Raw genomic sequence first — 13,733 nt, 5'->3', positions numbered from 1 at the left:
ATCAGCCCCTCGTTGAGCACCTTACCCGGGGCCATCCCCTCATCGATCGCCTTCTGGGTCAGCTCCCTGGTCTTGGGGGCGTTGCCGTTGATCAGTGCCTGCGAGAGTTCCTCCAGTAAAGCCATGTCCGCGCTCCTTTTCCCGGGGGCCATCTCAAGCGGTGTGGGCCCCGTGGTGAGGCCTGGTGACCTGCGGAATACTAGCACAAGGGCCCCAGTGCGTCAATGCAGCTCTGAGCCGCTCTCACTGATCCTGTTGCTCTAGGGCAGGGGGCGCCGTACAATCCAGGTGGGTAGGCGCCTGCGGGACGCGAGAGTGGGCTCATCTGCTGCCGTGCCCGTCTGTCCAGCCTCGGGCTTTCTCAGAGTCCTGGAGCAGGCCGCCAGAGATGACTGGCGGAGGACACTGCGGGCGAACACAAGGTTCGCCCCTACGGCCAGGGCGTTGTCGAGGTGCTGAGGCAGGCCACCAGAGATGACTGCCGGAGGACACTGCGGGCGAACACTAGGGCGTTGTCCAAGTCCCGGGGCAGGCCACCGGAGATGATTGTCGGAGCCAGGCTGGGCGCTATCGGACGGTGCATCGCTTCTGTTCCCGGCCTGCTCGCTGGCCGGTGGTGGTTGCTGGCCCGCGCCAGATGGCAGCTCGCCCAACGCTGGCTCGGCTTTGAGAAAGCCCTATTTCCAGCCTCGGGAGTCTTGGTGAAGCCTCAGCGGGATGGTATAATTGCTTAGCGCATTGAAGGTGTGAAGCCTGTGTTTCCGAGCAACCGCCTAAGCGACTCGGTGTTCGGTGTTTGGAGGTAGTTGGTGGGCTCCAACTGGTTCAAGAATGGGTTCGTCTACCTGCTGATACTGGTGGCGGTGGTGGCCCTGTTCTTCTCCTTCTTCTCCCAGGGTCCCCGTGACAGTAAGCGCATCGACATGGCTCGGTTGGCCCAGTGGGTGAAGGCAGGCGACGTGGAGGCCATACAGGTCACCGGGGACGAGGTGCGGGTCAAGCGCTTCGGCCAAGACGACTGGTACGTCACCAACAAAGAGTCGTCGGTGGGCCTCACTCAGACTCTCCGGGATTTCGGGGTGACTGGGGAAGAGCTGTCCAGTCTCCTGTCCTTTGAGGCCAGGCCTAGCAGCCAGTGGGGCAACTGGGTCGCGCTTCTGGGGGGCTTCCTGCCACTGATATTCGTCGCGGGCCTCTTCTTTCTGCTCATGCGCCAGGCTCAGGGGACCAACAACCAGGCCCTCACCTTTGGCAAGAGCCGGGCGAGGATGTTCACCGGTGACAAGCCCACCATCACGTTTGATGATGTGGCAGGAGCCGAGGAGGCGAAGCAGGAGCTAGCCGAGGTGGTGGAGTTTCTGCGAGAGCCAGAGAAGTTCCTGCGCGTGGGCGCGCGGATACCCAAAGGCATCCTCCTGGTGGGTCCTCCGGGGACGGGCAAGACTCTCATGGCCAAGGCCGTCTCTGGCGAAGCGGGCGTGCCCTTCTTCAGCATTAGTGGTTCCGAGTTCGTCGAAATGTTTGTCGGTGTCGGTGCCAGCCGGGTACGCGACCTCTTCGATCAGGCCAAGAAGAACTCGCCCTGCATCGTGTTTGTGGACGAGATAGACGCCGTGGGCCGTCAGAGGGGCGCCGGGTTGGGGGGCAGCCACGATGAGCGCGAGCAGACCCTCAACCAGATCCTGGTCGAGATGGACGGCTTCGACACTGACACTAACGTTATCATCATGGCGGCCACCAACCGGCCCGACATCCTGGACCCGGCCTTGCTGCGTCCGGGCCGCTTCGATCGCCAGGTAGTGCTAGACCGGCCGGACGTCAAGGGCCGGGAGGCCATCCTACGGGTCCACTTGCGTGGCAAACCCATTGGGTCAGACGTAGACGTGCAGGTGTTGGCCCGGGAGACTCCCGGGCTGGTGGGGGCCGACCTAGAGAACGTCATCAACGAGGCGGCCATCCTCGCCGCCCGTCGGAACCGGAACATGGTGTTCCAGGCCGACCTGGAAGAAGCGATAGAGAAGGTCATTGCCGGCCCTGAGCGGCGCAGCCGGGTGATTAGCGACGAGGAGAAGGAGATAGTCGCCTATCACGAGGCGGGCCACGCCATTGTGATGGCCTCGTTGCCTCACTCAGATCGGGTGCACAAGGTCTCCATTGTGGCGCGGGGCATGGCCCTAGGGTACACCATGGGGCTGCCAGAGGACGACCGGTACCTCCGGCACCGCCGGAAGTTCATGGACGATCTAGCAGGGCTGCTGGGTGGCCGGGTGGCCGAGGAACTGGTGTTCGATGACATCACCACCGGCGCCAGCAACGACCTGGAGAAGGTCACTCGTCTAGCACGGCGGATGGTGACCGAGTACGGAATGAGCGACAGGCTGGGACCGCTGACGTTCGGCGAGAAACAGGAGCTGATATTCCTGGGCCGAGAGATCGGCGAGCAGCGCAACTACAGCGAGGCGGTGGCGGAGGCGATAGACGCCGAGGTGAAGCGGATTGTGGACGAGGCGTACGCCACGGCACGCCGCGTGCTGGAACAGAAGCGAGATATCCTGGACGCCATCGCCGCCCGAGTGATGGAAGTAGAGACGCTTGGCTCGGAAGAGCTGGAAGCGCTGCTTCGGGGCGAGCGCCCTCCGGCGGAAGAGGTGGGCAGTCGGCGGGGAGTGCCTGGCACTGTGCCGTCACCGCGGGAAGCGCCGGCAGAGCAGAGGCTGGAGGGTCGCCGCAGCCCCGGGTCAGCTGGCCTCCCCAGCGAGGCGCCCGCTTAATCCAGAGGAGGCCCCTGGCACCAGTCGAGTACTAGGCGTAGTGCCCGTGCCACGGTAGCTCGCTTGTTTCCCATCCTGTCGTGGGGAAGTAGGTAGCGGTGGCAAGCAGCCCACCGCGGTGCTACAATGGCGACGTAGACTAGTCCCACCGGCTTGCTGACTGAGCCTCCGCCGGGGCCGGCGATGCCGGTGGCGGAGATGGCGACGGTGGCGGAGAACAGGTCCCGCGCGTTTCGGGCCATCGCCAGGGCGACGGGCGCGCTCACGGCGCCGAAGTCGGCTAGGCAGCGCTCAGATACGTCCAAGAGACGCCTCTTAGATTCGTTGGAGTAGGCTACGACTCCTCCCAGGAAGTATGCCGAGGAACCGGCGACGTCGGTGATCGAGCTGGCTATTAGGCCTCCCGTGCACGATTCCGCGGTGCACAGAGTGAGGCCGAACGTCCGCAACAAGGCGCCCACCTCCCGAGAGAGATCCTCCACGTCCATGCTGCTCCTCCTGGCGCGAGGATCGTATCACGACTCGCATCTCATTACCACGCATCTGGCGGCTGCGAACTGGCAGCCGAGCGTATTATTGGGTACACTTCGCACGAGGCCTTTGCTAGCACTGAGCCTTCATCGAACCGGAGCCCGCTGCGTGCTGATGCAGAGGGTCACGCCGTACCGTTGCCGGGGGAAGATCGGGGCGAGGCGTTCGCCCCTCGTGGCTGAGGAGATGAGGAGATGCTGAAGCGATTGCTGGTGGCCGCGATGGCGTTGGCGTTGGTCGGGCTGATCGGGGCCTGTGCCGCGCCGCTGACGGCCGAGGAAGAGCCTACGCCCACTCCCATACCCACGCCGGTGGTGCCGGAGAAGCCGGTATACGAGGTGAAGCGTGGTGAAGTGGTGGATAGCGTTGACTTTCTGTGTCGCGTGGCCCCGGTGCGGGAGCAGGAGCTCTTCTTCAAGATGAATGGTCGCGTCGCCACCGTCTCGGTCCAGAAGGGCGACGCTGTCACGGAAGGGCAGATCCTGGCCGAGCTGGAGAATCAGGACATCCTGAACCAGGTGGAGCAGGCTCGCCTGGACCTGGAGAAAGCCGAGATCGCTTTGAGTCAGGCAGAGGCGGCAAGAGAGGACAAGCTTGTCACGGCGCAGCGCAACCTTGAGATCGCCCGGATCAAGCTGGAGCAGGCCCAACAGCAGCAGCGGTTCGCCGTAGCTCAGGCGGAGATGGACCTGCAGAACGCCCAGATACGTCTGCAACAGGCCTTGGCCAGCGACCCCAGCCTGTCCCTCAAGGAAGCGGAGAGCGCCTTGGCTCGCGCCGAAGGTAACCTGCGGCAGGCCCAGATCGCGTACGCCGACGCAGCTCAGGACCCAAGCAAGGCCGGCCCGGCACAGGAAGCGTATCGCACTGCTCTGCTCGAGTACGAGCTGGCTCTAGCTCGCTATGAGTCGGCCCAGGAGGCTGCCTCCAACGCCGCCTACAACGTACAACTGCTGCGCAACGCTGTGGAGACAGCACGGCTCAACCTGGAAAGGGCCAGGAGCGGCGTTGATCCTATCCTGGAACAGAATGTGGCCGCAGCCGAGCTCGAGGTGGCTCGCCTCGAGGCAGGCGTTGACCCCGCTCTGGAGAAGAACGTGGCGTCGGCCCAGTTGAGGCTGGACCGGCTCACCGCCCAGCTGGATGCGGCCCGGATCGTGGCTCCTTTCGACGGCACGGTGACTGGCGTCCTGGCCTTTGAGGGACGGGAGGCGCAAGCTTACAAGGCGGTGATAGTCATAGCCGAGCCGGGAGCAGTTGAGCTCTCTTGCGACATCACTAGCAGCATCATGGACAAGCTAGCCGAAGGGATGCAGGCCACCATCATATTCTCGGACACGCCCGGTGAGACGCTCAGCGGCACCGTCCGCAGGCTTCCGTACCCCTACGGTGGTGGTGGGGTCCGCACCGACTCCACTCAGCAGGAAGACAAGTCCACCCGCATATCGTTCGATGACACGAAGGGCAGGGACCTGCAGACGGGGCAGCTGGCCAAGGTGAGCGTGGTGATCGAGCGGCGCACGGACACGCTCTATCTTCCGCCACAGGCGATCCGCACCTTCGAGGGACGGCGGTTCGTAGTGGTTCAGGATGAAGAAGGGCGGCAGCGGCGTCTGGACGTCAAGATCGGGATCACCTCAGCCGACCGCATCGAGATACTGGAAGGGGTGGAAGAGGGCCAAGTAGTGGTTGGCCCGTAGCTGAGCTGTGCTCTCTGGGGCAGCGCCGCGGGCGCTGCCCCGCCGTCCGCTTTGACCCCCGGCGCTCCCGGCCTGCGAGGTTGAGGGTACTTCATGAGCAGCCTTGGTAACCTGTTCGGAATGGTGGGGTTGGCCGTTCGCCGCCTGAGAGCCAACCTGACGCTCACCTTGATGAGCCTACTCGGGCTAACCGTAGCCGTGGCGCTTATCATGAGCGTGCCGCTGTTTTCCGACGCGATCAACTACAACATGCTCCGGGAAGAGCTGAGGGGCATGTCCGAGACAGGCAACCGACCGCCCTTTGCCTTCATGTTCCGCTACGTGGGCGCGTGGTACGGTGGGATCGGGCCAGACGAATACGACTCGGCCAACGACTATGTCATCCAGGTGGCACCGCGGACCATTGGGCTCCCTCTGCAGCAGTCGGTCCGCTACGTCAAGACCGATAACTTCCGCCTGTTTCCTGCCTCGGAGGCGCAGTACGCTGATATACGCCAGCCCCTCGCCTACGCCTACCTGGGGTACGTTACCGGCCTGCAAGACCATATCACCGTCATCGAAGGGAGCTGGCCGGCGGTGGCGCAAAGGGCTACCGACACGCTTGAGGTGCTGATCAGCCAGAAGCTGGCAGACGCCGCCGGGATCCAGGTGGGTGAGGAGTACATCCTGTTCGACAAGGGGGGCGAGAACTCCTTCTCCGGGCGGCCTGAACCGGCACAGATTCCCATTCGTATAGCCGGGGTCTGGGTGCCTAACGATCCCACGGAGGAGTACTGGTTCTACACCCCGAAGGCGTTCGAGGACGTCTTCTTCGTGTCAGAGGAAAGCTTCACCGCTCGAGTCATCCCGGCCGGACGAAACCCAATCTACTTGGCGTTGTGGTATCTGGTGTTTGATGGCTCTGGCGTCTACACGGAGAACGTGCCCGGGCTGATCGCGAGGATTGTGACCACGCAAAGCCGAGCGGCGACCGTGCTGGAGAATACCTCGCTGGATGTGTCGCCCATGGACGCCATGCTGCGCTATCAGCGGAAGGCGCAGCTTCTCACGGTGTTGCTCTTGGTCTTCAGCGTGCCCGTCGTCTTCCTGGTGCTGTACTTCATCGGGTTGGTGTCGGGGATGGTGGTGCAGCGCCAGAAGGCGGAGATCGCCGTGCTCAAGAGCCGGGGTGCCACCAGTCTGCAGGTGCTACTGCTGTATCTGGTGGAGGGCCTCATGGTGGGAGCCGTAGCCCTGGTCCTGGGCGCTGCCCTGGGCCAGCTGGTGGCCATGGTCATGGGAAACACCAGATCGTTCCTGCTGTGGATTTGGAGGCCGCCGCTGCCAGTCAAGATGACCCAGACGGCCATGCGGTTCGGCCTGGGAGCAGTGGCGCTGGCCTTGTCTGCCAGCCTGATCCCGGCGCTCTCGGCGGCTGGCTACACGATTGTCACCTACAAACAGGAGATGGCGCGCTCGCTCAAACGACCCGCTTGGCAGCGCTACTTTCTCGACATAATACTTCTGGTGCCTCCGGTGTACGGGTACTACGTGCTGAGCCAGAGGGGCTCGATTTCGTTCCTGCAGCTGGGTACGCAAGGCAGCCCTTTCAGCGAGCCGCTGCTCTTCCTGGTGCCGGCGCTGTTCATGTTCGCCGCCTCGCTGGTCTTCATAAGGTTCTTCCCCTTGGTGATGTCGTTTCTGGCTTGGTTGGTGCAGAGACTGGGCAATGTCCCCATGGTTCTGGCGATCCGGCACCTGGCCCGCTCTGCCAGCTTCTACACCGGGCCGCTGCTGCTGCTGATCCTGACTCTGAGCCTGGCGGCGTTCACGGGGTCCATGGCCCGCACGCTAGACCAGCACAACAGCGACTCCGTGTACTACAGAGTCGGCAGTGACATGAGGCTGGTCGAGCTGGGTGAAAGCACTGAGGACTCGGAGGGGCCGGGCACTGCCATTGGTGGAGCTGCCGGCGGGAGCGGTTCTCAGACCCAAGCGGCCGAGGATCCGCTGGGCGCTACGACGGTCAAGTGGCTGTTCTTACCGGTAACCGAGCACTTGCGGGCGTCGGGCGTGCGGGCGGCCACTCGGGTGGGGCGCTTCGGCGCCACTGCCAACCTGGGCGGAGCCTCGGCGCAGCTCGCCCTGGTGGGAGTGGACCGGGTGGACTTCCCTCGTGTGGCTTACTGGAGGTCCGACTTCGCTCCCCGCTCGCTGGGCGGCCTGATGAACTCGCTGGCGGTGGACACCGCGGCGCTGATCGTGGACCGGCGGTTCCTGGCCGACTATGCCATCGGCCTGGGAGACAAGGTCAGGCTGTCCATCAGTGCCTCGGGGCTGGGGGGCCAGGCGGACTTCACCATCGTGGACTACATGGACTACTTCCCTGGTGTCTACCCCGAGGACGGGTACTTTGCCGTTGCGAACCTGGACTACGTCCACGAGCGTATCGGCGGCCAGGTCCCTTACGACGTATGGCTGCGCACCGACGCGGCGTACGAGGGAGCCGAGGTGGTGGACAATGTGGAGGACGTGGGCCTGCTGGTGCTATCGTATGATGACGCCCGGCAGCTCATCAAGGAGTACGAGAGACAGCCGGAGCGGACGGGCACTTTTGGCATTCTCTCGGTAGGCTTCGTGACTTCAGCGCTGCTCACGGTGCTCGGCTTCCTGCTCTACTCCCTGGTCTCCTTCCAGCGGCGCTTCATCGAGCTGGGCATCCTGCGGGCCATAGGGCTGTCTATCGGGCAGATGTCAGCCTTCCTGGCTCTGGAGCAGGCCTTCCTCATCGGGACGGGCTTGGTGGTAGGGACGGGCCTGGGAGTGTGGGCCAGCTCCTTGTTCATCCAGTTCCTGCAGGTGGGGGCGGGCAAGTACGCTCTGACGCCGCCCTTCGAGGTACAGGTGGCATGGGGAGCTATTGCCAACATCTACGGCGTGTTCCTGGCCATGTTCGTCTTCGCGGTGGTGACCATGATCTACATGCTGGTCAGAATGCGCATATTCCAGGCGGTGAAGCTCGGTGAGACAGCTGGATAGAGGCATACCGGGACATGGGCGGGATTGGAGGGGTCTCCCTAGATGAACAACGATTTCCTGGGCGCCACTGACGACCACATCGTCATCTGCGACAACCTGGTCAAGATCTACAAGGTAGCCGATCTGGAAGTGGTGGCTCTGCAGGGGCTGGATCTTCTGGTCGAGCGCGGCGAGCTGATGGCCATCGTGGGGTCTAGCGGGAGCGGAAAGTCCACGCTGCTCAACATTCTGGGAGGGCTGGACCGGCCATCTGCCGGCAAGGTGTTGGTGGACGGCCAGGATCTGCTGAAGCTGAGCGACTTCGCTCTGAACCGGTACCGGCGGAATAAGGTGGGGTTTGTGTGGCAGCAGACGGCCCGCAACCTCATTCCTTATCTTACTGCTCAAGAGAACGTCGAGCTGCCCATGATGATCTCCGGCACGTCCCAGAAGGAGCGCCGGGAATGGGCGGGAGAGCTGCTGGATGCAGTGGGGCTGGGAAACCGGCGCGGACATCGGCTGGTCCAGATGTCGGGTGGGGAGCAGCAGCGGGTGGCCATAGCGGTGGCTCTGGCGAACCGGCCGGTTCTCCTCCTGGCCGATGAGCCGACCGGAGAGGTGGACACGGTCACTGCCAGTGCCATTTTCCGGGCTTTCCGGGAGCTCAACGAGCGATATGGGCTGACCATCATGATCGTCACCCACGACCCAGGGATCGCTGGGCAAGTGGACAGGGTGGTGGCGATCCGGGATGGGCGCACCAGCTCGGAGACGGTCCGCCAGTCCGACAACGGGGGTCTGGGCGCCGAGGACGAAGCGGGCGAAGAGGCGGTATTCGCCGCATACGAGGAGTATGTGGTTCTGGACTCGGCGGGGCGGCTTCAGTTGCCGCGTGAATACCTGGAGGACCTGGGCTTCCACGACCGAGCCAAGCTTGAGCTGGTGGAGGGAGGGATTCTGGTGAAGCCGGTTCTCGGGCGCGGGCCGGCCGGTGGCGCCGGGAACGGCCGAGGCGGTAGCCTGGATATCCCACTGGAGGAACGTGACGACCGCAGCACAGCCGTCGTCGGCCGGGTACGGCGAGGGCTTGCGGGGCTATTGAAGGGACGGAGATCGGGAGGCTAGGGTGGCCTTAGCGCAGCCAAGAGACCGGGGGCCGGAAGTCAGCTCCGACGAAGCGGTAGTGCGCACGGTGGACCTGGTGCGCACGTATCACCTGGGCTCTGAGCCCGTCTACGCCTTGCGCGGAGTAAACTTGAGCGTTCCCAGGGGGCAGTTCGTGGCCCTCAAGGGCCGCTCAGGCTCAGGCAAGACCACGCTGCTGAACCTGATCAGTGGACTGGACTCGCCCACCTCGGGCCAGGTATACCTCCTCGGGCACGACCTGGCCAAAGCGAGTGAAGCCGAGCTTCTCGAGCTGCGTCGCCGGCATATTGGCTTCGTGTTCCAGTCTTTCGCTCTCATACCGACGTTCTCGGCTTTCGAGAACGTGGATCTGATGTTGCGCATCGGCGGGTTCGATCGGCGGGAGCGCAGTCGTCGGGTCAGGGAGTGCCTGGACCTGGTAGGGCTGCTCCGGTGGGCAGGGCATCGCCCATACGAGCTCTCTGGCGGCCAGCAGCAGCGCGTCGCCATCGCCCGGGCCTTGGCTAACCGCCCAGAGCTCTTGATCGCTGACGAGCCTACCGGGGAGCTCGACAGCGTGACCGGGCGGCAGATTCTGGAGCTGTTTCGGGAGATCGTGGACAGTGAAGGCGTGACCCTGGTGATGGCCACCCACGATCCCACCGTCGAGGACTATGCCGACATCATCTACGAGCTGGTTGACGGCCAGATCCTCGAAGCTAAGGACATGCGGACCTACTTGAGCGCCCTGGGCAGCCAGCCCGGCACAACTCAGTCGCGGCGGTAGAACGAGCACGAGGGCAGCCCTGACCAGCCTCGCCCTCGTGCTTTGCCACCTCTGAAGCCAGGTCAGAACGTCGGAACGAGGCCCACCCCTACCAGGGCCTGACGAAACTGAGCCATGATGGCCTGGAGGTCGGCCTCGGTCTCGGCCTCGAATCGTAAGGTCAATCTGGGCTCAGTGTTGGAGGCTCGGACCACTCCCCATCCCCTCTCGAACAGAACTCGAGCCCCGTCTATGGTAATGACCTTGTGATCTTGGGCGAACGCATCCCGGAGCCGTTCGACCACCCGGAACTTGCGGTCGTCGGGGCAAGGCACGGTTATCTCGGGAGTGGCGGGATAGCGAGGCAGTTGAGACACCAGGCCCGACAGACTGACGGGCTGTGCTGCCAGCGCGTCGGCCAGCACCGCTGAGGCGAAGGTGCCGTCGTCGAAGTCTATGTCGGGGTCGTCGAAGTAGTAGTGGCCGCTCATCTCGCCGCCCATCAGCGCCCGGTGCTCCTTCATCGCGGCGACCAGGAAAGGATAGCCCACCCTGGTCATGACCAGCTCGCCTCCCAGGCGCTCCACTTCCTCGATCAGCATCCGAGAGACCTTGACTTCGAACACCACCTTGGCACCCGGCCGTTCGGGCAGGAGCCGTCGGGCGAGAAGGGCGATGAACTCGTTAGGGGTAACCGTGTTGCCCTTGTCGTCCACGATCCCTAGCCGATCGCCGTCGCCATCGAAAGCCAGGCCTACGTCGGCGCGGGTCTCGCGGACCTTGGCCTTCAGATCCTGAAGGTTGGCTTCCTTCATGGGGTCGGGATGGTGGTGGGGAAAGGTGCCATCGGGCTCGGTGTAGAGGGGCACCACATCGCAGCCGATGGCGGAAAGGACCGGTGGCGCAACCAGGCCGGCACATCCGTTGCCTGCATCCACCACCACGCGGAGAGGACGGGCGAGGCGGAATTTGCGCGACACCGTGGCGATGTAGGGCGCCGTGGCATCGGCTCGTTGTCGGCCCCCGCTGCCGGAGGCGAAGTCGCCTCGCTCTGCCAGGTCCGCGACCTCCTGAAGGCGCTCCGACACCAGGGGCAGGGTGCCCTGGCGCACTTTGATGCCGTTGAACTGAGGCGGGTTGTGGCTGGCAGTGATCACCACCCCGCCGTCGGTCCCGAAGTGCTTGACGGCGAAGTACATCAGAGGCGTCGGTACCAGCCCAATGTCTAGTACGTCAAGGCCGGTGCTCTGCAATCCCTCCATCATGGCGGAATGAAACTCCACCGAGCTGGACCGTACGTCGTGTCCCGCTACCACCCGGCGCGCTCCGCCGCGGCCCAGGTAGGTGCCTATGGCCTTGGCGATGCGGTTGACGACGTCGGCAGTTAGGTCCTCTCCTACCACGCCCCGGATGTCGTAGGCGCGAAACATCTCCCGGTTGATGGTCACTTGCGGCATCTGCACTAGCTCCGTGTTGTCGGTCTCGCCTCAGGCCCTGGGTCTGACGCCCGTCTCCGGGGCCGAACTCAGCGGCTCAAGTGACGGATGATGGCGCGGCAGAATGCAGGTAGGTCCCGAGGCCCCCGCGAGGAGATGAGGTTGCCATCCTCGACCACCTCCTCATCTACCCACTGAGCCCCGGCATTGACCAGGTCATCGCGGACAGAGGAGACGCTGGTCATGCGCTTGCCACGCACGATTCCGGCGGAGATCGGGACCCACGGAGCGTGGCAGATGCTGGCGACGAGTTTCCCCTGGTCGAAGACGCTGCGCACCAGATCGAGCATGTCGCGGTGGCGGCGCATGCGATCGGGCGCGTAACCGCCGGGTACGATCACGGCATCCACCGTAGCAGGGTCCAGCTCGGAGGCCTGGACGTCCACTTGAGCTGGAATGCCGTGCTTGCCATGGTAAGTCTGGGTGCCGCTGCTTCCCACTACGAGAACGCGGGCCCCTTCTTCCAGTAGCCGATAGTAGGGGTAGAGAAGCTCGATATCCTCGAAGAGGTCTTCGGCCAGAATGGCCACGGTCTTGCCTTCCAATGGCATAACGCACCTCCACAGTGTCGGGCTAACTAGTTGCCGCACCTGATCACGGCGCCACTATATCGGCCGCTGTCCTCGAGGTCAAGCGCGACGGGGCACTGTCCGGGAGAGCCTCCCGCTGGGCGGGCAAGCGCCCGTGGAGCCACGCCTCTGCGGGCGGGTCGGGCCCGGGTTGCCGCTCTCTCGGGCGGTGCTATAATGCGGCCTGATCTTTGCCCCTTGGGGGGCAAACCGACTACCCGGGGAAGCAGTCGCGATGCGCTCGATGTTCTTCGCCCCTCGGCTCCTGAGCATGGTGATGATAGCGCTTCTGATCGGGGCCGGGGGGCTTCTGGGATACACGATCTACTCCACCGCCAGGGACATGGTGGTCTCGGCGCAGTTCGAGCTGCCCGAGCCGCCTTCGGTGCCGGTGATCCAACGTCAGGCTTCCGAGGGGGTGTCGGGCGGTGAAACGACGACCGGGCAGCCGCCCGAGTCGCCTCTGGCAGCTGCCCTGGCGAGCCCGCAGAGAGACCGCATCAACATCCTCATCCTGGGCCTGGACGTGCTCGATGGCAGCGTGGAGCCGGCGCGCACGGATACCCTCATTCTGGTGTCTATTGACCCATCAGGCGGGCCCATCAACATGCTTTCGATACCCCGTGATCTATGGGTGCCCATCGGGCCGTACGGGGAGAGCCGTATCAACACCGCGTACTTCCTGGGCGAGACGCGCAACTACCCTGGCGGCGGCGCCGGGCTGCTGCGGGCCACGATCGAGCAAAGCTTCGGCATCCCCATCCACTACCATGTCTGCGTGGACTTCGCTGGCTTCCTCCGCCTGGTGGATTACCTGGGTGGGGTGACCATCAACGTGGAGCGCGATATCTACGATGCCGAGTTTCCGGATGGGCAGGGAGGCACCAAGACCATCCATATTCCGGCTGGCCTGCAACACATGGACGCCGAGACTGCCCTCCAGTACGCCCGCTCCCGCCACGGCAATAGCGATTTCGACCGTGCCTATCGCCAGCAATGGCTCCTGATCGCCCTTCGTGACGAGCTCCTGCGTAATGAGTCCATCCCCGGGCTAATCTCCAAGCTGCCGGCGCTGTACAAGACCTTCTCATCGAGCGTAGAGACCGACCTGTCGCTGGATGACCTGATCAAGCTGGCCCGCATCGCCAACGGCGTAGACCTGAACAACGTGCAGATGGCGGTGATTGACCTGAGCATGACCAGCCGGTACATCACCGAGCAAGGTTGGGACGTGCTCCTTCCCATTCCGGAGAAGATCGAGCCGGTGGTGGACCGGTTCTTCCGGACGCCCTCGCCCCGCCGCGAGGTGCCGCAGTACGAGCTGGAGGCATCGCCTGAGATCGCCGCCGAGGACGCGTCCATCATGCTGGTCAACGGTAGCGGGCGCCAGGGGCTGGCGGAGGCGGCGGCGGAGTATCTGCGTGCCCTGGGTTTCCGGGTGTCAGGCGCCTCTGACCTCGACCGCGGCGACTACACCTCTTCGGTGATGATCATATACACAGAGAAGCCGGCCACGGTAGCGGCGCTGGCCTCGGCTCTTGGGCTGACCAGCCAGAACATTCGCACGTCTCCCAGCAGCCCAGACGCCGGAAGTGCCGATATTAAGGTCATTCTGGGCCAGGATTTCCGCCTCTCTCTCGATTGATCCTTTCCGTGTCCAATCAAATGATAATCCTACCGGGCGGGGGTCATTCTATCAGATGATAATCCTACTGGGAGAGGCGGCTCGGTGTCGTTGGCGTATAGGGTCAGATACACGTTTTGGGCCTTGGCGGACT

At 63.9% G+C, this 13,733-nt stretch carries 10 protein-coding genes; 6 read left to right on the top strand and 4 right to left on the bottom strand.

All coding sequences use genetic code 11. The features are described 5' to 3' along the window. On the bottom strand, window positions 1-125 hold a 125-nt coding region (locus tag HPY83_18675), incomplete at its 3' end, for a cobalamin-binding protein (GenBank protein ID NPV09974.1). A 681-nt stretch (window positions 126-806) separates the two neighbouring features. Here HPY83_18675 and HPY83_18670 point away from each other — a divergent pair. Beyond that, window positions 807-2,771, top strand: coding sequence for an ATP-dependent metallopeptidase FtsH/Yme1/Tma family protein (locus HPY83_18670; protein ID NPV09973.1), 1,965 nt, complete (start codon window positions 807-809; stop codon window positions 2,769-2,771). Here HPY83_18670 and HPY83_18665 read toward each other — a convergent pair. Next, entirely contained in the window at window positions 2,768-3,259 is a 492-nt protein-coding gene (locus tag HPY83_18665; GenBank protein NPV09972.1) for a CinA family protein, read from the bottom strand. The two genes, HPY83_18670 and HPY83_18665, sit on opposite strands and share 4 nt — an antisense overlap. A gap of 237 nt (window positions 3,260-3,496) precedes the next feature. Between HPY83_18665 and HPY83_18660 the strand changes: the two genes are divergently transcribed. The 4 genes from HPY83_18660 to HPY83_18645 all read left to right on the top strand — a co-directional run bounded on the left by HPY83_18660 (window position 3,497) and on the right by HPY83_18645 (window position 9,911). Then, on the top strand, window positions 3,497-5,002 hold the full coding sequence (locus HPY83_18660; GenBank protein ID NPV09971.1) for an HlyD family efflux transporter periplasmic adaptor subunit: 1,506 nt from the start codon (window positions 3,497-3,499) through the stop codon (window positions 5,000-5,002). 93 nt (window positions 5,003-5,095) lie between these two features. Then, window positions 5,096-8,020, top strand: coding sequence for an FtsX-like permease family protein (locus HPY83_18655; protein ID NPV09970.1), 2,925 nt, complete (start codon window positions 5,096-5,098; stop codon window positions 8,018-8,020). Between the two features lie 78 nt (window positions 8,021-8,098). Further along, the gene (locus tag HPY83_18650) at window positions 8,099-9,124 is read left to right on the top strand and encodes an ABC transporter ATP-binding protein (protein ID NPV09969.1); all 1,026 of its coding nucleotides are present in this window, start codon (window positions 8,099-8,101) and stop codon (window positions 9,122-9,124) included. A gap of 1 nt (window position 9,125) precedes the next feature. Further along, window positions 9,126-9,911 (top strand): ABC transporter ATP-binding protein, encoded by a 786-nt coding sequence (locus HPY83_18645; GenBank protein ID NPV09968.1) that lies wholly within the window; start codon window positions 9,126-9,128, stop codon window positions 9,909-9,911. Window positions 9,912-9,973: 62 nt separating this feature from the next. Here the strand turns inward: HPY83_18645 and HPY83_18640 are convergent, their stop codons facing one another. Together HPY83_18640 and HPY83_18635 are read right to left on the bottom strand one after the other, a co-directional pair. Next, the gene (locus HPY83_18640; GenBank protein NPV09967.1) at window positions 9,974-11,347 is read right to left on the bottom strand and encodes a phosphomannomutase/phosphoglucomutase; all 1,374 of its coding nucleotides are present in this window, start codon (window positions 11,345-11,347) and stop codon (window positions 9,974-9,976) included. Between the two features lie 68 nt (window positions 11,348-11,415). Further along, complete coding sequence (locus HPY83_18635) at window positions 11,416-11,937, bottom strand: type 1 glutamine amidotransferase (protein NPV09966.1); 522 nt, start codon at window positions 11,935-11,937, stop codon at window positions 11,416-11,418. A 253-nt stretch (window positions 11,938-12,190) separates the two neighbouring features. Between HPY83_18635 and HPY83_18630 the strand changes: the two genes are divergently transcribed. Further along, window positions 12,191-13,600 (top strand): LCP family protein, encoded by a 1,410-nt coding sequence (locus HPY83_18630; protein NPV09965.1) that lies wholly within the window; start codon window positions 12,191-12,193, stop codon window positions 13,598-13,600. Window positions 13,601-13,733: the final 133 nt, after the last annotated feature.

The organism is Anaerolineae bacterium (assembly GCA_013178015.1).
GTDB lineage: Bacteria > Chloroflexota > Anaerolineae > DRVO01 > DRVO01 > Ch71.
Note: the sequence above shows the minus strand (reverse complement) of the source record. Positions and strands in the feature narration are given on the sequence as shown.

What these genes read in the sequence shown, in the direction of transcription:
- HPY83_18665 (NPV09972.1), bottom strand. Translation starts at nt 3,259, where the DNA reads ATGGACGTGGAGGATCTCTCTCGGGAGGTGGGCGCCTTGTTGCGGACG.
- HPY83_18635 (NPV09966.1), bottom strand. Translation starts at nt 11,937, where the DNA reads ATGCCATTGGAAGGCAAGACCGTGGCCATTCTGGCCGAAGACCTCTTC.
- HPY83_18655 (NPV09970.1), top strand. Translation starts at nt 5,096, where the DNA reads ATGAGCAGCCTTGGTAACCTGTTCGGAATGGTGGGGTTGGCCGTTCGC.
- HPY83_18660 (NPV09971.1), top strand. Translation starts at nt 3,497, where the DNA reads ATGCTGAAGCGATTGCTGGTGGCCGCGATGGCGTTGGCGTTGGTCGGG.
- HPY83_18640 (NPV09967.1), bottom strand. Translation starts at nt 11,347, where the DNA reads ATGCCGCAAGTGACCATCAACCGGGAGATGTTTCGCGCCTACGACATC.
- HPY83_18630 (NPV09965.1), top strand. Translation starts at nt 12,191, where the DNA reads ATGCGCTCGATGTTCTTCGCCCCTCGGCTCCTGAGCATGGTGATGATA.